The following is a 23997-nucleotide window of genomic DNA, read 5'->3' as shown; positions in this document are numbered from 1 at the left end:
CTTACGATAATATACTTAGTACACCTAATTAATTGTGCATCTATTTAATTGTATTACTATTTAATAGATGTCCTATGATGTTGGATGTCTATGGAATGATAAAGAAAGAAGGAGGGACCCATTATGACTGGTATAGATCCGGTCGCTCAGAAGCTTTTGTACTCCATTATGCAGTTTAATAAAGGCAAATGGAGGCAGCATAAACCTCATGGGCGCAATCACAATGAAATTATGGTGCTGGGTTGTTTACTCCACGGGATGCATCCGGGAGAACAATTGAACTGGCAGGACAATCCGCCTGATTTCAATGATACGATCGAATCCAATCATCCCGGGATGAAAGTCTCGGAAATCAGCGCATTGCTACGAGTGAAGTCACCGACCATTACACCTGTTATTCGCGGCCTTGAAGATGAGGGGCTGGTCAAACGGACGATGGACCCGGAGGATAGACGTGCTGTCCGCATCACGATTACTGAAGCAGGTCGTGAAATTATTCGGGCTGCTCACCAAGAACGCATGGAAATATTCAATAAGTTAGTTGAGCATTTGGGTGAGCAAGACAGTACTCAGCTGGCTGAGTTGTTGACCAAGGTATACACCTTTTTTGATACATTAACTTCCTTGCAAAAGGATGATTCGACAAGAGGAGATGATACGCCATGATGAAACTGTTTCGCATGCTGAAGCCATACCGAATTCCGATTATTTTCATTCTGGTTTTGGTACTGTTTCAGTCGCTTGCTGAATTGTACCTGCCTACGTTAATGGCAGATATCGTGAATGACGGCATCATTAAAGGGGATATCCCGTATATCTGGCAGATTGGTGGATGGATGTTGGTCATCGCGATTGGAGGAACAGCGTGTTCCGTGATCGCCAGTTACCTCTCATCTCGAACAGCGGGCGGTTTTGCCAAACAACTGCGTAGCAGAGTATTCCGCCATGTGGAGAACTTCTCGCTCCAGGAGTTCGATAAGATGGGTACTGCTTCACTGATTACGCGTACGACGAATGACATCACACAGGTACAGAATGTACTTACAATGATGCTGCGAATGATGATCATGGCTCCGCTCATGTGTATCGGGGGTATCTTCATGGCGGTATCTCAGGACGCCAAATTATCTACGATTTTCCTGGTCGTGCTTCCGGTACTGGGCGGAGCCATTGCGCTGATTGGTGCCAAGGGTTTACCTCTGTTCAAAACCATTCAGAAAAAGCTGGACCGTCTCAACCTGGTGCTGCGTGAGCAGTTAACAGGGATTCGGGTTGTTCGTTCCTTCAACCGTGGGGAGCATGAGAAAGTGCGCTTTAACGGGGCCAATACAGAACTGAGAGATTCTTCGATCAAAGTTAATGTGCTCATGGCGACCATCATGCCTGTGATGATGCTGGTTATGAACTTTTCGATGATTGCCATCCTTTATTTTGGTGGAATGCGGATCGACAGCGGCAATATGAACATCGGTGCATTGATTGCCTTCATCCAATATGCAATGCAAATCATGTTCTCACTGATTATGGTTTCGATGATCTTTGTCATGATTCCAAGAGCTTCAGCATCGGCGGAACGGATCAACGAAGTGCTTGATATGCAGCCGGATCTTAGCAATCCCGAGCAGCCTCGTGGCATGAAATCCATGCAGGGTATGATTGAGTTTGAGAATGTAACTTTCCGTTATCCGGGCGCAGAGAATCCAGCTTTGTCCGATATCTCCTTCACAGCTCGCTCAGGAGAGACAACAGCCATCATTGGCGGTACGGGTTCTGGGAAATCGACATTGCTCAGTCTTATTCCACGATTTTATGATGTGACCGAAGGCAGTGTTCGGGTCAATGGTACGGATGTGCGTGAAATTCGGCAGGAAGATCTGCGTGCCAAAATTGGCTTTGTACCACAAAAGGCAGTCCTCTTTACGGGTACGATTACGGAGAATATTCGTCATGGGAAAGACGATGCCACAATGGATGAAGTTGTTCATGCGGCCCGTACGGCTCAGGCTGAGAACTTCATTACCGAGATGAAAGAGGGATATGATAGCCTTATCGCACAAGGTGGTAACAACGTATCTGGTGGACAAAAGCAACGTCTGTCCATCGCTCGCGCACTTGTTCGCCGTCCGGAAGTCTATATCTTTGATGACAGTTTCTCTGCTCTCGATTTCAAAACGGATGCTAAACTTCGTGCTGCGCTGAAGTCCGAAACGACAGAAGCAGCTGTACTGATTGTTGCGCAACGCGTAAGTACAGTAATGGATGCCGATCGCATCCTGGTTATGGATGAGGGCCGAATTGTCGGTTCAGGAACACATAAAGAGCTGCTGGAGCACAATGAAGTGTATCGTGAGATTGTATCCTCCCAGCTGACAGAGGAGGAGATCGCATGAGTGAACGTACAGAACGCAAGTCGGCTCGTTCCCCTGGTGGGCCGGGTCACCCTGGAGGCGGAATGGGTATGCGGCCTCCAGTGGAGAAAGCGAAGGATTTCAAAGGCACACTGCGGCGCTTGATTCGTTATCTCCAGCCCCATAGTTCTCGTCTGTTAGGTGTGCTGGTTGCAGCTATTTTGAGTACCGTATTCAGCATCATCAGTCCAAAAATTATGGCCGAAGGAACGGATATTCTCAGTAAAGGCGCCATTGCCATCCTTCAGGGTGTACAGGGAGCCGGAATTGATTTTCCTGCATTAATGAAAGTATTGTACCTGCTTGGCGGACTCTATCTGTTCAGTGCTGCATTTATGTATGTTCAGCAATACCTGATGGCCGGTGTGGCCCAACGTGTTGTGTATGACATGCGTGAGCAGATCAGTGCGAAGGTTGGACGTCTTCCTTTGAAATATTTTGACTCCCGCACAACTGGGGAGACACTTAGCCGTGCCACGAATGACGTGGACAATATCAGTAATACACTTCAGCAAAGTTTGGCACAGTTCATTACGTCTATCGTCACGATTGTCGGCGTAATTATCATGATGCTGACGATTAGTCCATGGATGACGCTAATCACGATTTTGACGCTGCCACTCAGTGTGGTTGTTGTTATGCTTGTTGCTTCCCGTTCGCAAAAACACTTTGCCGGTCAACAGAAATCCCTTGGGGAACTGAATGGTCATGTCGAAGAGATGTACACGGGACACAAGGTTGTCAAAGCTTTTGGACGTGAAGAACAATCCGTACAGCAATTTGAGAAGGTCAATGAAGAATTGTATGAATCCGGCTGGAAAGCCCAGTTTATCTCGGGTATTATTATGCCGCTCATGAGTTTTGTGGGCAACCTGGGTTATGTGCTGATCTGTGTGGTTGGTGGGATTTTCGTTACACGCGGCTCTATCTCTATCGGGGATATTCTGGCCTTCACACAGTATTCCCGTCAATTCACACAACCGATTAACCAGATTGCAAATATCTCCAATATCATTCAATCAACGATTGCTTCGGCAGAACGGGTATTCGAGTTGCTGGATGAAGAGGAAGAAGTTGCTGAGTCTAAACAACCTGTGCAATTACGGCAGCCTAAAGGTGCGGTTGCATTCCAAGGTGTTAACTTTGGATATAAAGAAAATGAACTGCTCATTCATAACATGAATATAGATGTAAAACCGGGACAGACGGTCGCCATTGTTGGACCAACGGGAGCCGGTAAAACAACCCTGATCAACCTGTTAATGCGTTTCTACGAAATTCAGGATGGTCGGATTACGATTGACGGTGCCGACATTAAGGACATGGAGCGTGGCAAGCTGCGCAGTCTGTTCGGCATGGTGCTTCAGGATACCTGGTTGTTCAACGGAACGATTCGGGACAACATCGCCTATGGTCGAGAAGGTTCTACGGAAGAGGATGTAATCAAGGCAGCCGTTGCGGCACATGCGGATCACTTTATCCGTACACTGCCTGATGGTTATGATACGGTGCTGAATGAAGAGGCGTCGAATATCTCTCAAGGGCAGAAACAGTTGCTGACCATTGCAAGAGCGATTCTGGCGAACCCGGCTATCCTCATTCTGGATGAAGCAACGAGTAGCGTGGATACACGGACCGAAGTATTTATCCAGAAAGCAATGAATGATCTGATGAAGGATCGCACAAGCTTTGTCATTGCACACCGTTTGTCTACCATTCGCGGCGCCGATCTGATCCTGGTTATGGATCATGGTAACGTGATTGAGCAGGGCAATCATGATGAATTGATGGCAAGTCAGGGCTTCTATGCGGATCTGTACAATAGTCAGTTTGCGGAGCAACAACCGCAGGCGATCTGATTGCAGATTTAACTAACAAGAATAGCCGGGAGCACTCCTAGGGATGCTCTCGGCTATTTATCGTGTATCCAGAGGAGTGGATTCTAATGTGGAGTTGATTGGATCCGTTTCGATACGATGGATTTATAGGATATGAAAGAACGTTGCATGGTATCTGGGTTGTGGTGCTCGTCAGCCTTTCAGTTGTTTGCGTGAGGTGCAGATAGGGGAGTCTTCATCCTCAGTCATGCTAACGAATCGTAGACACCTTATATGAAGGGTTATCAAGCACTCCCAGCTCTAACGAACTTGAGACATGTATTTCTCGGATAAGCAGCACAAAGTGGTAAAAGAAACCGCAGAATGAGGAAATAAAGTGTCTACGATTCGTTAGAATGCCGGAATTGTGAAATTATGCCTATTAGAGTGTGCTGAGTTCGTTAAAATATTCTAGTAAACCATAGTCATAATTGTCTTACATATGCCATGCTGCAAAAATAAAAACGGGACGAAGCGGTGTAACTACACTGCTTTGTCCCGTTTGTTTATATTTTGAATTCATCGTACACCGATCTAGATACAAGCACGCGAGCATAAGCTCACCGATTAGGAATCCAGATTCGTCATGAGATACTTTGTAAGCCTCTGTTTGGGCATGGCATGACCCGCATTTTATTGATCCTTAGACTCCTTAGCAAGTTCATCAATGTCATTGCTAGAGACCGACTTCACTTCTGCCTTCACGTCGTCGCTGTTAGCTTCTTCCAGTGCAGGCGGAGCGGGTTCACCCGGGATTAATTCGCGCTGCTCAATCATGCGTTTCACAACCTCATAACAGTCATCCACATGTTTGTTACCCACATAGCGCATGGCTGTGAAGCTGAGTGCGGCAGCCAATCCCTGTCCTGCAAAGGGGACAAATTTGGCGACCGATTTGGTGGCTACGCGTACGCCGACTCTTTTCAGAACCTGTACCACCAATTCCTTGGTGATCATACGACCGATGACTTTGCTTCCGATGGACATCACGAATCCATAGATCATGGATTTGGTCTCGGGGTCCATACCGTCCAGCTGTTTTTGTGATAATCCGAATTTATTGTTAATGGCAGGCAACAGCTGCATCAGCATCCCCACATCAGCCAGTACGTCTGTACCGGGCAGCGGAACGAGTGTTGTACCGGCGGAAGCGGTAGCTCTTTTGCGAACCATGGTACGGCATTCCTTGCGAACTTGCTCCAATTGTTCCAACGTTGCTGGAATCATAGGGAATCCCTCCATTCGTATATGGTATAGATATAACCGTTTTGACTCGATTTGAATGGGTTCTCACCAGCAAAATTTGCAACCTTATGACATTAAGGTGCCGAGAAACCCTTTTTCTCATGCATACATCTGGTTAAACAAGGAAATGGTTTTATAAGATAAACGGGCCATCTAGCTATTACGAATGAATGAGGATTAGGATGCATACCTGATTGGGAAACCTATTTGGAATCATGATGAGTGCTTAACGAAGGGCTTGTTTACGGCTTCAACCTTTGTGGGTAAAGGTTAACAAGCATTGGAATGGAGGAAGAGGGATGGAGTTTAACAAAGCGTTGTTAATTCATCATCATCATTCGGGCAAGGCCAATCGTGAGAATACAGTGGGCCTTGTGGCTGGTGTGCTGGCTCCCGCTGTCCATGAACTCGTCATTGTGCGTACGGATGAAGCTGGTGAAGGAGAGAAGCTGTGTCGTGAACGCGGGGAGCAATTCGATGTGGTGTTTATCCTGGGTGGGGATGGCACGGTGCATGAATGCGTGAATGGACTGGCCGATCTGCAACATCCTCCGTTGATTGGTATATTGCCCGGAGGCACCTGTAATGACTTTGCGCGTTCGCTCGGGATTTCACCGGATGCAAAGACTGCGGCACAAGAAATACTGGCAGGTCGGGTGGTATCCATTGATGTTGGACGGGCTAATGATCGGGTGTTCACGAACTTTTTCGGCATCGGTTTGATCAGTGATGCATCGCAGAATATTAACGAAAATCTGAAAGGCGCGCTGGGTAAGCTCAGTTACTTCATCAGCACCTTACAGACAATTAGTCATACAGAGCCGTTTCGTTACCAACTGGAGGCGGATGGGAAAGAGATGGAAGGCGCAGCGGTGATGATCTACGCAGCCAATGGGCGTTTTCTGGGAACGAATGCCCTGCCCTTTGCACCGGATGCGTTGCAGGATGGCGAACTGGACGTGCTCATTATTCATGAGACAGGCATTCCGCTGCTGCGAGAGATGCTGTCGCACAAGCCAGAGGGAGATTGGCAACCTCAAAGTGAGAGCATTTCATACTTCAAGGCATCTACGTTAAAAGTGAAGACGGATGCGCCGATGTCAGCTGACACGGACGGCGAATTGTATATGAAAACACCCGCCGAGCTTTCGGTGCTGACGGGTCATCTGAAGTTTCTAACCGGGGAGGGTTATTAGATCCCCCGGTTTTTTAGTTTGATTTTGACTGATCGAAAAATCAAACATTCCCTGCCTGATCTTTCATATGACGTTGCCTGAACTCATCCTCCAGCATGCTCATCTGAATCGCATCATGATATTGATGGTTATAAAACAACACATCCCGCTTCACACCCTCGCGCTGGAATCCAAGCTTTTCATACGTGCGAATGGCTCGCTCGTTGAAGGCGTACACCTCAAGCTCGATTCGATGCAAGTTACAGATGCCAAAGCCGTAGTCCAGCATAAGTAGCAACGCCTCGCTACCGTAACCTATTCCTTGATGCTCAGCCTGATCGATGGCAACCCGAATATGTGCACTGCGATTCTTGGCATGCATGTCCATCAGGACGACATCTCCGATGATCTGGTCATTTTCCTGTAAAGCAATAAGTAGCATGAGTCGGGTGTCATCTTGTGCAGCGCTCTCAACATAACGTTCAACCTGAGCGCGTGTGAAACTGTTCTGTGTTCCTGTCAGCCTACGCATCTTGGCGTCAAACAGGCCATGGAAGTATGCATCCACATCTGTAATCTCGAAAGGACGCAGATATATGCGCGACGTTTCCAGCAGACGGGGGATACGTGGGGATGGTTTTGGTGGTGACATAAGTTGTTCCTCCTATAGGTTCAAGGCGGGACAGATTGAGATCGCCCTGCCTCTTAAAGTTGGCGTTACATATTGATGATGACATGAGTATATCCCAATACTGTATACTTCCAAATATACAGTTTTAATTCATTTTACAGGACAGATGAGGTGCAGCAGTATGATTCAATTGCCAAAGTTGGATGAGAACGATAGTGCGCCAATCTATGTACAGCTCTCGGATCATATCAAAAGGGGAATCATTCACGGGGTATTGGCTGAGCATAGCCGATTGCCTTCGGTGCGAAAGCTTGCTGAGATGCTTGGGGTAAGCACCACTCCTGTGGAATGGGCCTATCAACAGTTGATCGCCGAAGGATATGTATACAGTCAGCCACGACGCGGCTATCGTGTCCGTGCCTTGGTAGACAGCTATCATGCCATGCAGATCGGGAAGACAGACCCACAGACAGCCGGGAAAGCTCCCGAGGCTCGAACGACATGGTCAGAACAGCAGGGCATACGCCCTGCTAGAGAAGTACAATATGATTTTCATATGTCACGCAATGATTTCAGCCTGTTCCCATTTGCCAAGTGGCACCAATATGTTAATCGGGTATGGCGGGAAGAAGCGGAGGAGCTATTGTTCTATGGGGACCCTCAGGGAGAATGGGGGCTACGATGTGAAATTGCTGTCTATCTTGCGCAGTTCAGGGCAGTCAGCTGTTCTCCAGAGCAGATTGTTGTGGGTGCTGAACAGCATCTGCTAATGTCCCTATTAGCACAGACCTTGCTTCACAAGGGAGAATCAACACATTCCATCGGTGTAGAGAATCCTGGATACCGACTGTTACCTGGCACATTCCGCAATTATGGTTATCAGGTTGTCCCGATCTCTCTGGACACTGATGGCATTAACTTGAGGGAGCTGGAAAAGGCCGGAGTGAAATTGGCGGGTGTGTCGCCCTCTCACCAATTTCCACTAGGTATGACTATGCCCATTACTCGCAGATTGGCGTTGCTGGATTGGGCGGAACGAACAAAGGCATATATCATTGAAGATGATTACGATGGGGAGTTCCGGTATCATGGGAGGCCAATCCCTTCCATGCAGGGGCTGCGTGAAGGAAGCCGCGTGATCTATATGGGTGGTTTCTCGCAGGTGCTCGCACCTGCTCTTTGTATCCATTACATGGTGCTTCCGAGAGAATTAATGGATCATTTTCGCCAAATGTATAAGACTATTCTATTCGAGCAATCAGCTTCCCGGCTCCATCAGCGAACATTGGAGATGTTCATGCATGAAGGAGAACTGGGTAAGCATATCCGAAAAATGCGTAATGTCTACAAACGAAAGCATGACCTGATCGTTCAGGCCATTCAGATGCATTTTGGTGATCGGGTTGAAATAAGGGGTCAACATTCTGGATTCCATCTGGTATTGCGAATGGCGACCAAACAGTCAGCCACAGAATTGGTAACCATAGCGATAGAGGCAGGGATACAAATCAGTTCAACGGAGTATTTGTGGGCAAACGGGAGCGAACCAGTAGATGGCAAAAGAGAGTTCATTATCGGTTTTGCCGGAATAGAGCCGGAACGCATTGACCCGGGTATTGCCGCATTGGCTAGAATCTGGGGCGATTATTAGTTCCGCTTAACCGCTCCATCCAGAAATAGCCCCACCAGTTCCCGTGCAAGTTCCTCGATGCTGCCGCCATTCATGTTGCGTACATCTTCGCGGTTCGCGAGCATCAGCAGTGACGTAAATGCATGGGCAAGCAGCATAGGGTTCCCGACCCGCAAATAACCGTTGTCCATCTCCTTCTGAAAATGGGTGGCTAGTACTTCAAAGATGCGAACCTCTGCTTCCCGAATCTGAGCGAGTTGCTCCGGGTCCAGATGTTTCTCGGCTTCTCGCATCATGGTCTCCGTTTCAATATGGGAGTGCTGCATCTTCGCTTCGGCAACCTTAACCAGACGTTCTTGCAATGGACCGGGTTCATCCAGACGGAGAGAAGTCTGCTGCATGCCCATCGCCATCATACGGGTAATGGCAACGGTGAACAGCTCGGCTTTGCTGGAGAAGTGATAATAGATCGATGCTTTGGTCACATTACATAACGAAGCGATCTGCTGGAGAGAAACGGGTTCATACCCGTATTCCATAAACAATCGTGACGCGGTCATTAATATGTTGGTTTGCACAGACGCTTGATCCACACCTGCTTTGGGTCTACCCGGTGAACGGGGAATGTTTGTTTTTTTGCTCATAAGTACATACCTCTTTACGTATTTAATTGCTTGTTAGAAGTGTTCACAAAATTAGGCATTGCAAAATTAACCTTCCGGTATATATAATTAACTCAATTATACTATGACCCGTGGTTCATTACTACACCATCATATATATTAGGGCTTCATAGAAACAAAATAGGGAGATGAAGAGACAATGCAGGAAGGTTCGGGTTACGGCCGCTGGGTTGCTGGCAAACGAAGCAAATGGATTACGCTGTTGGTATGGATCATTATCGCCGTTGTGCTTGGCATGGTATGGCCTGCTGTAGGTGAACGTGAAACCAATAACGCACAGGATCTGAGTGAATCCAAACCATCGGTTCAGGCAGCTGCACTTGCCGAGAAGGAATTCCCTGGCGGTGAAGGACTGCCCGCGCTGATCGTATGGCGTCAAGCCGGCGGTCTGACGGATGAGCAAATTGAGAACATTCAGGCATTAACGGAGCGACTGGATCAAGATCCGGTAGAACAACAACAGTCCGTTGTGCCACTCTATCAATTACCACCACAGGCATTGAAAGGCCAGCTTTCGGAAGATGGAAGTACCTTGGTTATGCCACTTTTCTTCAATGAAGGTGCCGATTCGGAACAATTGAAGGAAGCTATTGAAGCACTTGAGCAAAAAACACAAGACATCTTCGGGGCAAACCCGTTTGATGTAGCCATAGATGATACCAATACACTAATTGCCCGTGTGACAGGGCCAGTAGGGATATCCATTGATGCGAGCGGGCTATTCTCCTCCGCCGATGTATCCTTGCTGATCGCTACGGTTGTTCTGGTATTAGTCCTGCTGTTGTTGATCTACCGCTCGCCGGTATTGGCAATTATCCCGATTATTGCGGTTGGTTTCGCGTATATGGTGACAAGCCCGATTCTGGGATTCATGGCGGATAAGGGCTGGATTACGGTAGACGCACAGTCGATCTCGATCATGACGGTATTGTTATTTGGAGCAGGAACGGATTACTGTCTGTTTATGATCTCCAGATACCGTCAAATTCTCTATCATGAGCCGGACAAAAAGAAAGCCATTTTTCAGGCAATTACCGGATCTTCCGGCGCCATTGCCATGAGTGGATTCACGGTCGTTGCAGCACTACTCGTGTTGTTGCTGGCTGAATACGGTGCATATCAACGCTTTGCCGTACCATTCAGTCTGTCCATCTTTATTATGTTTATTGCAAGTCTGACGCTGGTTCCGGCGCTCCTGGCGATCTTCGGTCGGGGTTCATTCTACCCGTTCGTACCACGTACACATGAGATGGAAGTGGAACGTGCGAAGAAAAAAGGCAAACCGGCTCCGGCCCCGCGCAAAATCAAGGAAAGCTGGATTGGCCGTGTTGTAATAACAAAGCCATGGACTGTTCTTGCAATTACGTTGGTATTGCTGGGAGGACTGGCGGCATTCTCTACTCAGGTTAAATTCACGTATGATCTGTTGTCTTCCTTCCCGGAGGATGTGCCTTCCCGCGAAGGTTTCACCGTCATTGGCGAACAGTTCTCCCAAGGTGAGCTGGCTCCAGTCAAAGTGATCGTTGATGCCGAAGGCAAAGAAACTGATCTGAAACAGCGTCTCGAATCGCTGGATTACATTAGCAAAGTAGGCGATGCTCAGCAGGGTGCCGAGAATGCCAACATTACCGCCTTTGATGTGGAATTCAATCTGAATCCATATTCCATGGAGGCAATGCAGCATGTTCCAGATCTGCGGGCTACTGCGGAACAGGCGCTTCAAGATGCTGGTGTAGCTAATGTGGACAGTCAGGTCTGGATCGATGGTCAGACGGCTGAACAGTATGACATTGAAGTAACCGGAGAACGGGATGCCAAGATCATTATTCCGGTAGTCATCGGCATGATTACTTTGTTGTTACTATTATACTTGCGTTCCGTTGTGGCCACGGCGTATCTGATTGCAACGGTTGTTCTGTCGTATTTCTCTGCACTGGGTCTGGGTTGGATCATCATTCACTACGGACTTGGCGCAGATGCCATTCAGGGAGCGATTCCGCTGTATTCCTTCGTATTCCTCGTGGCACTGGGTGAAGACTACAACATCTTCATGATCTCTAGCATCTGGCAGAAACGCAAAACGATGCCGCTTCGTCAAGCGATCAGAGAAGGTGTTGGCGAGACAAGTTCGGTTATTACATCTGCAGGTCTGATCTTGGCAGGAACGTTTGCGGTACTTGCTACATTGCCAATTCAGGTGTTGGTGCAGTTTGGTATAATCACAGCTGTTGGTGTGATGTTGGATACCTTCCTGGTTCGTCCATTCATGGTACCGGCGATCACCGCATTACTGGGCAAATGGGCCTTCTGGCCAGGCAAGTATGTGCCGATTGCCGAGAAGAATGAGGAGAAACAGAACCAGTCCATGTAATGCATGGATGGGGTGAGATGGACGGCGGAGCTTCAAGCCTGCTGTCCATTTCTTTATTCTCCGAACGATGATGACCTCTACCAGTTGTCCTCCTGAGATGGAATGGTGGAACTGTAAAATATCCGCAGGATGAGGCGTGATCCTTGTTTTCTTTGCATGGGGAAGGTTTACGTAGCTAAGGGTTATGGGACATAATAGAGAGAGCGTCGGCCTTGGGCAGACGGATGATCAACATCAATGGGACAACCAGGGGAAGGATGAAAGCAAGCATGACGAACCAACTTAATGTGTATTTCAACCATGACGGCGGCGTAGATGATCTTGTATCGCTGTTCATGCTTCTGCAAATGGACAATGTACATGTAACCGGCGTATCGGTTATTCCGGCAGACGGATATCTGGAGCCAGCAACAGATGCCAGCCGTAAAATTATCGATCGTTTCGGTACATATTCCGTAGAGGTATCCAAATCCAACTCCAGAGGGAAAAATCCATTTCCTGCGGCGTGGAGACTGCATTCCTTCTATGTAGATGCACTTCCTGTACTGAACGAGTCCGGCAAAATGGAAGCACCACTCTCTGCCGTTCCAGCACACCAGCATCTGATCGAGAAAGTGCGCAATACCAAAGGCAAAACGTTGCTCCTGTTCACAGGCCCACTGACTGACCTTGCGCGTGCACTGGACGAAGCACCAGACATTGAAGAGAAAATCGACAAGCTGGTATGGATGGGTGGTACATTCGAGCGTGGTAACGTAGAAGAACCTGAGCATGATGGCACAGCAGAGTGGAACGTATTCTGGGACCCGGAAGCGGCTTACCGTGTATGGCAGAGTGGTATCCAGATCGATCTGGTTGCACTGGAAAGCACGAATAAAGTACCGCTAACTCCAGCCGTTCGTAACCGCTGGGCAGCAGAGCGTCGCTTCGAAGGCGTCGATTTCCTGGGGAACTGTTACGCAGGTTGTCCGCCACTGGTGTACAGTGAGACAAATTCCACATACTATCTGTGGGATGTACTGACAACGGCTTCCGTTGGACGCGAGGACATCGTGAAGAAGAAAACCGTGAACTGTATTGTTATCCCGGATGGTCCTAGCCAGGGCCGCACGGTGGAGCAAGCAGACGGACGTCCAGTACAACTGGTGTATGATACCGATCCGGAAGCGTTCTTTACGTACATGACGGATTTGGGTAAAAAAGCTGCTCCGCAGCGCTACTAATTCAGGCAGCCTTGGGGCTTGCCATCCTTAAAGGTACAACAAAAATAAAGCCGCAGGCAGTGGTCTGGGTATGGGGTTGACCCCATAATCCCGTCCCTGCCGTGCGGCTATTTGTTTTGGGCCGATTATATAGGTCGATAACAGCGATCGGAAGGTTGTTCTGTCATCGAAGTGGTATGTGTGAATATTCTTTAGTTCAATCTATATAGCCGATCTATATAGCAATCTAAGCTGCCCGCTATATTTTAAATCGACCAATCAATCCGTTCAACTCACTGGACAATACCCGCAGAGATTCGGCGGATGCACTCATCTCATCCATGGATTGCAGTTGGCTTCCGGTAGCATGAGACACCTTCTGTATGCTCGAAGAGGATTCGCGTGAGATATGTTCCATATCCTCCACAGAAGCGGATACTTCTTCTGCACTGGCAGACAGCTGCTCAGATGCTGCGGATACTTCGTGCAGACGTTCATTCATCGTCTCAATCCCGGTATGAATGAATGTGAATGAACGGCCTGCCTCCTGAACAACAGCGAGACCGGATTGGACTGCTGATGTGCTGGCAGACATATGTTCTGACAACAGGGCAGTCTGGCGTGTCATCTCGGCGATCAGTTCGGTTACATGCTGGGACGATTGCTCTGATTCCCCCGCAAGCTTGCGAACCTCGGAGGCAACCACCGCAAACCCGCTACCATACTCTCCTGCACGAGCCGCTTCAATACTTGCATTAAGTGCGAGCAGATTGGTCTGTGAAGCGATGCCTTTCATCAGGTGTGCTACCGATTCAATTTTACCTGAGTACTGCTCCAGCTGAGAGGTGGAGGCCACCATCTGCACATTTGCTTGATGAATTTTGTCCATGCTGTCCATCGCCGTGTTGATGTTGGCTTGACCTTGCACCGCGTTATTGGTCGTTTCTTGTGATACATCCGCGACCATAGAAGAAGAATTCGCAATGTGCTGCATGCTGCGTGTAATTTCTTCCATGGCTACCGTTACTTCGCCCGCACGAGCTACCTGTTCAGCAGCGCCACTGGCTGTATGATTCGTATGCTCGGCAATACGCTGACTGGCTTCTGCAGTCGCCTGTGAATGTTTCGATACACCTTCTGCAGCCTGTAGCAGAGAATCGGAGCTTTGACGGATGCCCGTCATGACATCCCGGGTACCTGTAACCAGATGTTTGAACTCCGAAGCGAGCTGTCCTACCTCGTCCTTGCGACTAAGTTCAACGTTGACGGTCAGGTCGCCTTTTCCTACCTGGGTAATTAACTTCTTCAACTTCACCAATGGTCGGGTCAAGTAATGGGCGAATCCATACACCAGCAAGACACTCAGCAGAACAATAACCAAGGCTGTCCAGATCATGGTCATACGGTTGCGGGACATCAGTTCATAGACTGCAGTAGAGTCCAGATCCGCACCGACCAATCCTAGTACTTTCCCGTCAGGCCCATGGATCGGCACATATGCTGTAATGGTAGCGCCGTATTCATCCTGTGTGAGTTCGCCCCGAATAGGCTCATTCTGTTCAAAAGCTTGCAGCATTCCTTCATAATGGGTCTCTTCTGCGGAACCGTAAGGGGAGAAGTCATCCTCTGCGACATCGACAGCAGCCCCATCCACAACGTAGAAATATGTATTTGTTCCATTTTCTTCGCGTGTACCAAGTGTGTACAGATACTTGAGTCCATTGGCCTCGCGCAACTGACTGAGCTGCTCACGCAATATGCCGTAATACGCTGTCTCGTCCTGTCCGGTACTGAGTGGTGCATACAGAGAGGTGTCAATTAATGCAGCTGCCCGTTCACCCACAGCCTGTGCCTGCATCCCCATGGATTGCTCGACCAGTTGGGCCGATGAACGGTACATGGTAATGCCAAGAACCGCACCCGCAGCCAGCATCAGACAGGAAAAAAATAAAAAGATCCTCATAAACAAACTGTTCATTGGTAAAAGTGTTCCCCCTTGATCTGTTGAATCAATCTTCTCTTTGTCTCTTTACTTGATGCTTGTCGTTCTTCTTTGGTTCGTATGTATTGTATATCAAATATACCATTTTCTACTTGAAATATCGGCATCCGGTCCATAAAGAATTAGCCCCCGAGTCAATTTGATCCGGGAGCTAGTTTCGTTTCAATCCTATATTGACCATGCTTATCATTGGAAGAAGCCTCATTGTTACTCCTTAGAGGGGCTTCATATGACTGAGTGATTAAGTCATTACATCGTTCCGCCGCCCTGGCGAACAGAGGCAGGAATCTTTTCAGGTCCCTGATTAATATATTTATTGATAAAAGTACCCACCTTGGCATCGTCGAATTGGTCGAGCTTCATTGTTTTGGTCCATGCGGTCACCACGACTTCACTGCCTTCGGGAATATCCTTGTTGGGTACAGCCAGAATACCTGCTCCGGCTTCGCGGAATTTAGCGAGGTATTTCAGATGTTCCTTCAAATCCTCGCTTGCGTTCTCACGATAATAGATGATGATATCCCCGTGCTCCAGATTGTGTACCAGGTAATTGTAGCCCGGGAAGTCGGTGTAAAATCCAAACTTGATATCATGCGGATTATGCGGCCCTGAAGTCGGGATCTTCATCTCATACTGAATAGGGTCCTCCGTATGGTCAGCTCCATAATATTTATCGTCCGTAACATCGATGGTCGCGTTGGATGCCAGATCGGCTACATTATATGTTTTACCTGCTCCTTGCATGAAGAACAGGCCAAACGTAATCATCGACACAGCCATCATTACATGTGCAGCCAGCCGAAGGGATCGACTTTTTTTCTGGATGTCCGCCCGCTCTTTCTTTTTCATGTGGCCCAGGATTTTGCCCTGTGTGCGTGATGCCCAGATATAGGCGGCGATGGAGAACAGTAATACGATTACACCTACGATGAGCCACAGGTAGGATGTACCTGCCTCGTGCTCCATTTGCATATGATTCATATGAGTCATGTCCATAGAGAGTTCCTCTGCTTTCTTTGTAAAATGAGTCATTAATACACTACATAATGTAGTGTTAATAACAACAGTGAATCCTCTCATTACGTAGCGGGAGTTGCTGGTTCCGTGTTTGTTACGTAAATAAGAACATACCTGTTGCACTACACATTATAGTGTATGAAACATGCTCGGCGCAATGCTGCCTTAGAAAACCAAAAAAGACGTTCCCCGAGTGAGCAGGGAGCGCCTTAATATAAATCAAAAGAGTCAGGAAAATTTATATCTATTGGAATAATCATTTACACGAAAACGTAGAGGACAGAAAGAACCTGAAGAAGCGGAGCGTTCGCCTTTATCGCCAGATTTTCACTTTGCAAAAAGTGAATTAAAAAAAATCTGGAGATAACAGCGATCGGAAGGTTGTTCTGTCATCGAAGTAACAAGTGTAAATAATCTTTAGTTCAACTTATATAATTCACAGACGACCAAACGGTGAAAGCATCATGCCAATCAGTCCAATGATAATCTCACCCAACAATCGATACAGAATAAAGAACACGACCACATTAGCGATCAACACGCTGTACATGCTATCGATGGCTGCTTTGGTACGATTCAGTGGATATTGGAACAGCACCGAGTTCAGAGCAACAAAGATAATGATATACGAGACAGCAAGCAATGAGATCGCGATGGAATACGAGATGATAATAAACAGATTCGCCAGAACAAGGGATACGACAGCAGGAACAAGCAATGTACCAAACTGGGCAACCAGTGTTTTGGGGCGGAAGGTTATTTTTTCAATCTTCAGAATAGCGTACATCAGTGCAATAGAGGCAATCAAGATAATGACGGTGAACAATAGCGGCCTTAAAAATCCACCAATGAACAAGCCGTCCATGCCTATGCGACTAAAGGTAATTAAGAAGTATGTAGAAGATAGAATTGCAATTAGCGCCATCGTTAGCCATCCGTTTAGTGAATGCTGGTCGCCAACGGTTTTCATCGTCTGATAAGGACGGGCTAATACACTGAGGAAATAGGACAGATACTGTTTACTTACTTCTTTGGCTTGCTGAACTTTCTCATTCTGCACAATATTATTCCACTGATTGGAGCTATTGCCTCCTTCAGAAGCATGGTCATTGATACCTGTTGATTCTCTCGCCTGTTCCTTGTGAATGGAGACGGATGGTGTGTTGGATGGAGAAGATGTCTGGGAAGAGGTAGCCTGCGTGCTGGACCAACGGGTATATTCGGGTTCGGAAGCAGCAGCAGATTCCGGGTTCGGTACAGGAGTTGGTGATGAGGTTGTTTGCGTTAGATTAGAGCCGCACCTCTCGCAAAAATGGGCATCTCCATTTTCATGATTACATACTGGACATTTCATGATATAAGCCTCCAATTTCTAGAAAATAAAAACATGTCAACATTGTGTCTCATTTTAACGGTTAATGACGAAGTTTGTCTATGTTTCGCAGGAATAAGTGCCCATTTAGGGAAAGTTGAAACAAAGCCACGAATCCTGTGTATTAAAGCGGAGTGTAGAAGCAACAATAGTATAGGAATGACATGCAGGCATATTAATGTAAATTCACTGTGGTATAAGCCGAATTGTTTTCTGCTGTTAATGTCTCATCGTTCGCTTTTATGTGTTATTATCATGTTAACTATATCTTTTGGGTTGCCTATGATCGTATATTTATGTATAATCAATCGTGTTAACACGTCGAATGTACGGTAGTAAGAGATGTGGGTGAGTTCATGGAACTACTGGACAGCAATGAGAGCAAGAAGAAGATGTGCCAGTATTATAACGAAATTTCGAAGGAACTGTTCGGATTTGGCACCACTCTCCTGAGAGTGACCATTGACCAGAATATTGTGACCTTCTACGCGAAGCACCGACGTTCACCGCGCTCTGACGCCCTGGAAGGGGAGGCCCCCGGCTTAAAGCTGGAAGTGGACTTCCGCATGTCTGTCTTATATAAGAAGAAATTCCGGGAGAAGCTCGAGCAACACATGGGTTTGCCAATTGAAGCTATATTGCGGGATTATGATGCGTCCACTCAGTGGGCGATCACGAATGTGATTCTGGAACAGGCCTAAGGATGGATCGGCAGGATTGATTCTTGTTGATATATACCGAGGTTATCCGGATTCATGATCAGGTTCCGTACAATTTCATATGATGGCGTCTGTCTTTGGATTGATTCTGAAGCAGAAACCGATGATGTACCGGCAGCGGGTGTCGCTTTCCTTTGTTTACGAAGAAAAGTGTTCTTGTTTATACAAGAGCGCTTTTCTTTTTGTTTTTTAAGTCGAACTATACACACTCAACTAACGTAATTTACACGGGCACTTGATGATAGAACAACCTTCCGATCGCTGTTATCCCCAGATTTTTTGATCCTTTAAAAGGTGAAATCCGGTGATAAAGGCGCACGCTCCGCTTCTTCAGGTTATTTCTGTCCTCTCCGTTATGTGTAAATGCTTAGCAGAGCATGTAAGCTAGTTCAACTTAATGGTTGGGTTGTTAAATCACACATATCAGGGGGAATAAGGATCATGATGAAAAAGTGGATTAGCGGTTTGGCAGCAGTGGCAATGACATCGGTATTACTTGCAGGTTGTGGCAGCAGTACGGAGGATGCAACAGGCGGATCAGGCAGTGGGGGAACCGCAGCTAACAAATTGGTTATCTCCACTTGGGGCTTCTCCGAAGATTTCTTCAATGAAGAAGTATTTGGTCCCTTTGAAAAAGAACATAATGTAGACATCGTGCTCGAAGTGGGCAATAACGCTGAACGTCTGAACAAAATTCGTCAAGGTACATCAAATGTCGATGTCATCTACCTGTCTGACTACTATGCACAACAAGGTATCGATGAAGGTCTGTTTGAGAAAATCGACCGTTCCAAAATCCCAAATGTAAATGACATTTATGATATTGCCAAAGCACCACTTGGTGAAGATTATGGCCCGGCCTACACGGTTGGACAGCTCGGTATTGCTTATAACCCGGATCTCGTATCCAAAGAAGTGACTTCATGGAGTGACCTGTGGGACCCGGCGTTCGAGGGTAATCTGACCATCCCGAATATTACAGCAACAGCTGGCCCAATGGTTGTGGATGCAGCTTCCCGTGTAGCTGGGAACGATACGTTTAATGAAGATGCGGCATTTGCTGAACTGAAAAAACTGAGCGGCAATGTGGTTAAATTCTATAGCCAAACTTCCGAGTTCGTGAACATGTTCTCCCAAGAAGAGATTGCGGGCGGACCGATCATGGAAATGTATTTCAAAGATCTGAAAGCAGCCGTGCCTAATGCCAAGTTTGTTACACCTAGCGAAGGTGCATATGCCGTGATGAACACAATCAATGTCGTGAAAGGCAGCAAAAACAAAGAGCTGGCTGAAGAGTTCATCAACTGGCAGCTGAGCCAGGATGTACAAGCGAAATCTGCTAAAGCCAAGGTCGATTCCCCGGTTAACACAAAGGTTGAACTGACTGCTGAAGAAGCAGAAGGTGTAACATACGGCGCTGAAGTTGTTGAGAAGCTCAACAAGCTGGATATGGAATTCGTGAATCAACAGGTTAAGGGCTGGACAGATCGCTGGAACCGTGAGATTGCACAATAAAAACAAGTAACCGACTGATTTAAAAGTATCTTTGATCAACATGTTCAACTTATATCATTTGCAGCAAGCAACCATATCACCGTATAGGAGTTGAGAACGGATGAGTGAAGCGCAAAATCGCATCATTCTGGACGTGGACACGGGGATTGACGATGCACTGGCGATCTTGCTGGCGGTCAAAAGCCGGAAGCTGGACATCCTCGGTATCACCACAGTCTGTGGGAACGTATCACTCCAGCAGGCAACAGAGAATACGTGCAAAATTCTTGAACTCGCGGGTGCACCAACGATCCCGGTCATTGCCGGAGCAGCTGGACCGCTTACTCGCAAGTCGCATTATGAACACCGGGTACATGGACAGGACGGGTTGGGCGGTGCGCTGCCTGATCCGGCCGTGTCTAAGAAAGCCGAGGAAGGTTTTGCGCCAGACTTTATCGTGGAGCAAGCCAAGTTGTATCCAGGCGAACTGACATTAATTATGACCGCACCATTAACCAACTTGGCCCTCGCGTTGATGAAGTGTCCTGAACTGCCTTCTTTATTGAAGGAAGTCATCTTCATGGGTGGTGTTGTTCGCGGACATGGCAATATTACACCGACTGCCGAGTACAACACATACGCTGATCCAGAAGCAGCTCGCATCGTACTGCACGCAGGCATCGAGAAGCTTACTCAGGTCGGACTGGATGTGACGCGTCAAACATTGCTGAATGAAGCAACGATTGAGCGCCTCACAGATCCTGTAATTCGTGCATACGTCGCTCAAAGCACAGAGATTTATATCAACCGTTATGAACAAATGAACGGCGTCCGCGCTTGCGCTTTACATGACCCACTAGCCGTGGGTGTAGCCCTTGCCCCGGAACTGGTAGGACGCAAATCGTATTATGTCGATGTCGAAACCGCCAGCCGCCTGTGCGATGGTCAGATGGTATGCGACTTCCAAAACCGTTTGGGTGAGCAGCCCAACACCCTCGTCTGCGAAACTGTAGATGCAGAAAGCTTCCTTGAACTGTTTATCAACGCATTAAACGCGTAGTTATGAACTTCACGGCATTGGAGCTCAGTCTAAAATCAACCCACCTAATTCGCTGGTAGTGTAGGGGACGAAATCGATTCTGAAGAAGCGAAGCGTTCGCCTAAAAGCTTTCTGAAAGAAAGCTGCTTCGGAAGCATACACTATCCTTGGATTTTTCCTTCTACTAAGAAGGAGATCAAGAAAATCCAAGGATAACAGCGATCGTAAGAACGATTCGTAACCGGAACGGCTGGTGCGATGAGTGAACGTTTATTTTTGAAATGTGCGCCAGTGAAACGTGTGAATAAAACCATTTTACAAGTCAGGAGTATCGCGATGAAGAAATCAGTAATCTACTGGCTATTGCTGCCGGGATTTGTGTTTTTGGCGGCATTTATGATCATTCCGATTGTCCTGACGATCGGGTCGACGTTTTTCCAAGAAAACTCCTTCACGTTTGAAGGATACATGCATTTTTTCAGAGACCCATACTTTTTGAAAATATTGCTTACGACGCTGCAAGTCAGCGTGGTCACCACCATCGTCTGTGTGGTGCTCGGATTCCCGACAGCTTATTATATCTCGCAGAAAGCGCCGCGCCGTAAAGGCATTTTGCTGGCACTGGCAATCTTCCCGCTGCTGACGAGTCCGGTCGTGCGCTCTTTTAGCTGGATGATCATTCTTGGACGCAAAGGGCTGATCAATAACACCCTTGTTGGTCTGGGTATCGTGGACAAGCCGCTGGACATTCTGTACACACCAGCAGCGATGATGATCGGTCTGACACATCTGTTCCTGCCACTGATGATTATCTCTCTGGTGGGTGTGCTGGAGAACATTGACGGTGACCTGCTCAAGGCAGCACAAAGTCTGGGTGCATCGCGCATTACGGCATTCCGCCGGGTCGTGTTCCCACTGGCTGTGCCAGGACTTGTGATCGGAGCCGTGCTTGTCTTTGTTGGAAGCCTGACGGCGTATACCACACCTGCCCTCCTTGGAGGCAAGCAGCGTGTAATTGCTACGTTCCTGTATCAGAACGCCATGACCCTCAACGACTGGTATCTGGCCTCGGTTGTTGCCGCGATTATGATTGTAATTACATTTGTCGTGGTCGGTGTCATGAACAAAATGGCCAAAACTTTAAATCCGAAGGGGTAGACACATATGCGGGAGAAACATATCGGGCTGGGTCTGTTCAGTCTGCTGGTCTTTATCTTTCTGCTGGGCCCGCTTCTGATCATATCGGTCACTTCGTTTGAACCGGGAACGGTACTCAAATTTCCGCCGGAAGGGTTCTCCTTCCGCTGGTATGAGAATATTTTCAACACAGGCGGTTTCCTCCGCACGTTCCAGACGTCCATCATCATTTCCTTACTGGGAAACTTGTTGGCGCTGGTGCTCGGAGTTCCGGCTGCGTATGCACTCAGTCGTTACGATTTCAAAGGCAAGTCTGTGCTGAACGCACTGTTCCTGTCCCCGGTACTGATCCCGGGAATCGTGCTTGGTTTTACATTGATGAAATACCTGATCGTAATCTACCATCTGCCGATGTATCTCGGACTGTTGATCGGTCATACGATTATCATGCTTCCATTTATCATTCGGGTTATTGCATCGAGTCTGTCGAGCTTTGACTTTGCAGTGGAAGAAGCTGCGCTGAGTCTTGGCGCGGGACGTGTAAGAACGTTCTTCACGATCGTGCTTCCTAACATCCGCTCAGGAATTATCGCTGCCGTGTTGATTGCCTTCCTGGAATCCTTCAACAATGTGGACATCTCGGTGTTCATGACCGGACCAGGGGTAAGCACATTACCGATCCAGATGCTGACGTATGTCGAGAATTATTTTGACCCAACGATTGCAGCGATTTCCGTGCTCTTGATGGTGCTGACCGGACTCTTAATGTTTGTGATCGAACGGATCATGGGCGGATTTTCATACTTTACTAAACGTTAATTGGAGGCGCAGAACGCTATGGCATTGCTGACATTAGACCACGTATCCGTGGCATACGATAAGCAGACAATCCTGAAGGATTTTCAGTTGGAGCTGGAAAAAGGTAAACTGCTCTCCCTGCTCGGACCGAGCGGTTGCGGCAAAACAACTACGCTGCGCCTCATCGCCGGATTCCTGGAAGCATCACAGGGCAAGTTTATGTTTGGCGGCAAGGATTATACGAAGGTTCCGGCGAACAAGCGGAACTTCGGATTTGTATTTCAGAGTTATGCGTTATTCCCGCATCTGTCTGTCTATGACAACGTGGCCTTTGGCCTGCGGATGCGTAAAGTAAAAGACAAGGATATCTCTTCCCGTGTGATGCGAATCCTGGAAGTGGTTAACCTGAATGGATTTGAGAAACGTTTTCCACAAGAATTGTCTGGTGGACAGCGTCAACGTGTGGCGATTGCCCGCGCATTGGTGATTGAACCTGACCTGCTCTTGTTCGACGAACCACTCAGTAACCTGGATGCCAACCTTCGCCTCAACATGCGGGTGGAGATTCGCCGGATTCAGCAAGAGCTGGGCATTACAACGCTGTATGTCTCTCATGACCAGGAAGAGTGCTTCTCGATCTCGGATCAGGTAGCGATTATGAACAAAGGTGTGGTCGAGCAGCTCGACCGCCCGGAAACCATTTTCAAATATCCGGCGACTGAATTTGTAGCACGATTCATCGGGTTCCATAATTTTATTGAATTTGCGGATCGCAGTGATGCAGGTGAATTAATTACCCTGAGCGCAGGTGGACGTACGTTTACAGCTACCGCACATCCTGGAACAGCACGTCCTGGTGCACGCAAAGGTGCGATTCGCCCAGATGATCTGATCGTTAGTGGAGATACCTCTGCGGATGTGGTGAACGCCTTGCCGGGCATTATCAAAGTCAGCACGTATCTGGGACGCAGTTATCAGTATGTAATCGAGACGGAGCTTGGTGACTTTACAGCAAATCAGGAGATGGAAACACCGTACCTTAGTGGGCAGCGTGTTAGCCTGATTTTCCCACAGGACAAGCTTGTATTGGTAGAGTAGTCGTGAATGTAGGAATAGCTTGAAGAAATAAGAGCAGCAAAGAAGGCATTTCATGCGATGATTCCGGACGAGGTAGTGGTACGCAATCAAGTGTATTGC

The 23997-nt window shown here is 47.7% G+C and carries 19 protein-coding genes; 13 read left to right on the top strand and 6 right to left on the bottom strand.

Annotated features, from left to right (window positions below; all coding sequences use genetic code 11):
* The first annotated feature begins 123 nt into the window (after positions 1-123).
* Genes NST33_RS29280 through NST33_RS29270 form a run of 3 tightly spaced genes read left to right on the top strand, consistent with a single transcriptional unit; the run spans position 124 to position 4267 of the window.
* A complete protein-coding gene (locus NST33_RS29280; RefSeq protein WP_074092645.1) occupies positions 124-666 on the top strand; it encodes a MarR family transcriptional regulator in 543 nt (180 codons plus the stop codon).
* The gene (locus NST33_RS29275; RefSeq protein ID WP_339180245.1) at positions 663-2390 is read left to right on the top strand and encodes an ABC transporter ATP-binding protein; all 1728 of its coding nucleotides are present in this window, start codon (positions 663-665) and stop codon (positions 2388-2390) included. Before NST33_RS29280 ends, NST33_RS29275 begins: the two co-directional genes overlap by 4 nt.
* Complete coding sequence (locus tag NST33_RS29270) at positions 2387-4267, top strand: ABC transporter ATP-binding protein (protein ID WP_339306038.1); 1881 nt, start codon at positions 2387-2389, stop codon at positions 4265-4267. The genes NST33_RS29275 and NST33_RS29270 overlap by 4 nt, the downstream gene beginning before the upstream one ends.
* Positions 4268-4918: 651 nt before the next feature.
* Here the strand turns inward: NST33_RS29270 and NST33_RS29265 are convergent.
* Entirely contained in the window at positions 4919-5512 is a 594-nt protein-coding gene (locus NST33_RS29265; protein ID WP_339306036.1) for a hypothetical protein, read from the bottom strand.
* A gap of 317 nt (positions 5513-5829) precedes the next feature.
* On the opposite strand from NST33_RS29265, the gene NST33_RS29260 reads away from it, so the two are divergent.
* A complete protein-coding gene (locus NST33_RS29260; protein ID WP_221819679.1) occupies positions 5830-6726 on the top strand; it encodes a diacylglycerol kinase family protein in 897 nt (298 codons plus the stop codon).
* Between the two features lie 40 nt (positions 6727-6766).
* Here the strand turns inward: NST33_RS29260 and NST33_RS29255 are convergent, their stop codons facing one another.
* Complete coding sequence (locus NST33_RS29255) at positions 6767-7357, bottom strand: GNAT family protein (RefSeq protein ID WP_221819677.1); 591 nt, start codon at positions 7355-7357, stop codon at positions 6767-6769.
* Between the two features lie 160 nt (positions 7358-7517).
* On the opposite strand from NST33_RS29255, the gene NST33_RS29250 reads away from it, so the two are divergent.
* A complete protein-coding gene (locus tag NST33_RS29250) occupies positions 7518-8987 on the top strand; it encodes a PLP-dependent aminotransferase family protein (RefSeq protein ID WP_221819675.1) in 1470 nt (489 codons plus the stop codon).
* Here NST33_RS29250 and NST33_RS29245 read toward each other — a convergent pair.
* Complete coding sequence (locus NST33_RS29245) at positions 8984-9610, bottom strand: TetR/AcrR family transcriptional regulator (RefSeq protein ID WP_221819673.1); 627 nt, start codon at positions 9608-9610, stop codon at positions 8984-8986. The genes NST33_RS29250 and NST33_RS29245 overlap by 4 nt on opposite strands.
* A 178-nt stretch (positions 9611-9788) precedes the next feature.
* On the opposite strand from NST33_RS29245, the gene NST33_RS29240 reads away from it, so the two are divergent.
* The gene (locus NST33_RS29240) at positions 9789-12020 is read left to right on the top strand and encodes an MMPL family transporter (protein ID WP_221819671.1); all 2232 of its coding nucleotides are present in this window, start codon (positions 9789-9791) and stop codon (positions 12018-12020) included.
* Between the two features lie 269 nt (positions 12021-12289).
* The gene (locus NST33_RS29235; protein ID WP_221819669.1) at positions 12290-13243 is read left to right on the top strand and encodes a nucleoside hydrolase; all 954 of its coding nucleotides are present in this window, start codon (positions 12290-12292) and stop codon (positions 13241-13243) included.
* 238 nt (positions 13244-13481) lie between these two features.
* Here the strand turns inward: NST33_RS29235 and NST33_RS29230 are convergent, their stop codons facing one another.
* The 3 genes from NST33_RS29230 to NST33_RS29220 form a co-directional block, all read right to left on the bottom strand.
* The gene (locus NST33_RS29230; RefSeq protein ID WP_221819667.1) at positions 13482-15200 is read right to left on the bottom strand and encodes a methyl-accepting chemotaxis protein; all 1719 of its coding nucleotides are present in this window, start codon (positions 15198-15200) and stop codon (positions 13482-13484) included.
* A gap of 273 nt (positions 15201-15473) precedes the next feature.
* Positions 15474-16256, bottom strand: a complete 783-nt coding sequence (locus NST33_RS29225; RefSeq protein WP_339306032.1) for a DUF3105 domain-containing protein — start codon at positions 16254-16256, stop codon at positions 15474-15476.
* 421 nt (positions 16257-16677) lie between these two features.
* Positions 16678-17595 carry a hypothetical protein gene (locus NST33_RS29220; protein ID WP_339306030.1) on the bottom strand — a complete coding sequence of 306 codons (918 nt, stop codon included), beginning with the start codon at positions 17593-17595 and terminating at the stop codon, positions 16678-16680.
* Between the two features lie 374 nt (positions 17596-17969).
* On the opposite strand from NST33_RS29220, the gene NST33_RS29215 reads away from it, so the two are divergent.
* The 6 genes from NST33_RS29215 (at position 17970) to NST33_RS29190 (ending at position 23898) form a co-directional block, all read left to right on the top strand.
* Positions 17970-18314 carry a Na-translocating system protein MpsC family protein gene (locus NST33_RS29215; RefSeq protein ID WP_017691786.1) on the top strand — a complete coding sequence of 115 codons (345 nt, stop codon included), beginning with the start codon at positions 17970-17972 and terminating at the stop codon, positions 18312-18314.
* 462 nt (positions 18315-18776) lie between these two features.
* Positions 18777-19847 carry an ABC transporter substrate-binding protein gene (locus NST33_RS29210; protein WP_221820266.1) on the top strand — a complete coding sequence of 357 codons (1071 nt, stop codon included), beginning with the start codon at positions 18777-18779 and terminating at the stop codon, positions 19845-19847.
* A gap of 100 nt (positions 19848-19947) precedes the next feature.
* Positions 19948-20886, top strand: a complete 939-nt coding sequence (locus NST33_RS29205; RefSeq protein WP_339306029.1) for a nucleoside hydrolase — start codon at positions 19948-19950, stop codon at positions 20884-20886.
* Positions 20887-21201: 315 nt separating this feature from the next.
* Entirely contained in the window at positions 21202-22023 is an 822-nt protein-coding gene (locus tag NST33_RS29200) for an ABC transporter permease (protein WP_036612869.1), read from the top strand.
* A 6-nt stretch (positions 22024-22029) separates the two neighbouring features.
* Complete coding sequence (locus NST33_RS29195; RefSeq protein ID WP_017691790.1) at positions 22030-22821, top strand: ABC transporter permease; 792 nt, start codon at positions 22030-22032, stop codon at positions 22819-22821.
* Positions 22822-22839: 18 nt separating this feature from the next.
* Entirely contained in the window at positions 22840-23898 is a 1059-nt protein-coding gene (locus NST33_RS29190; protein ID WP_221819659.1) for an ABC transporter ATP-binding protein, read from the top strand.
* Positions 23899-23997: the final 99 nt, after the last annotated feature.

The organism is Paenibacillus sp. FSL L8-0435, assembly GCF_037965655.1.
GTDB lineage: Bacteria > Bacillota > Bacilli > Paenibacillales > Paenibacillaceae > Paenibacillus.
Note: the sequence above shows the minus strand (reverse complement) of the source record. Positions and strands in the feature narration are given on the sequence as shown.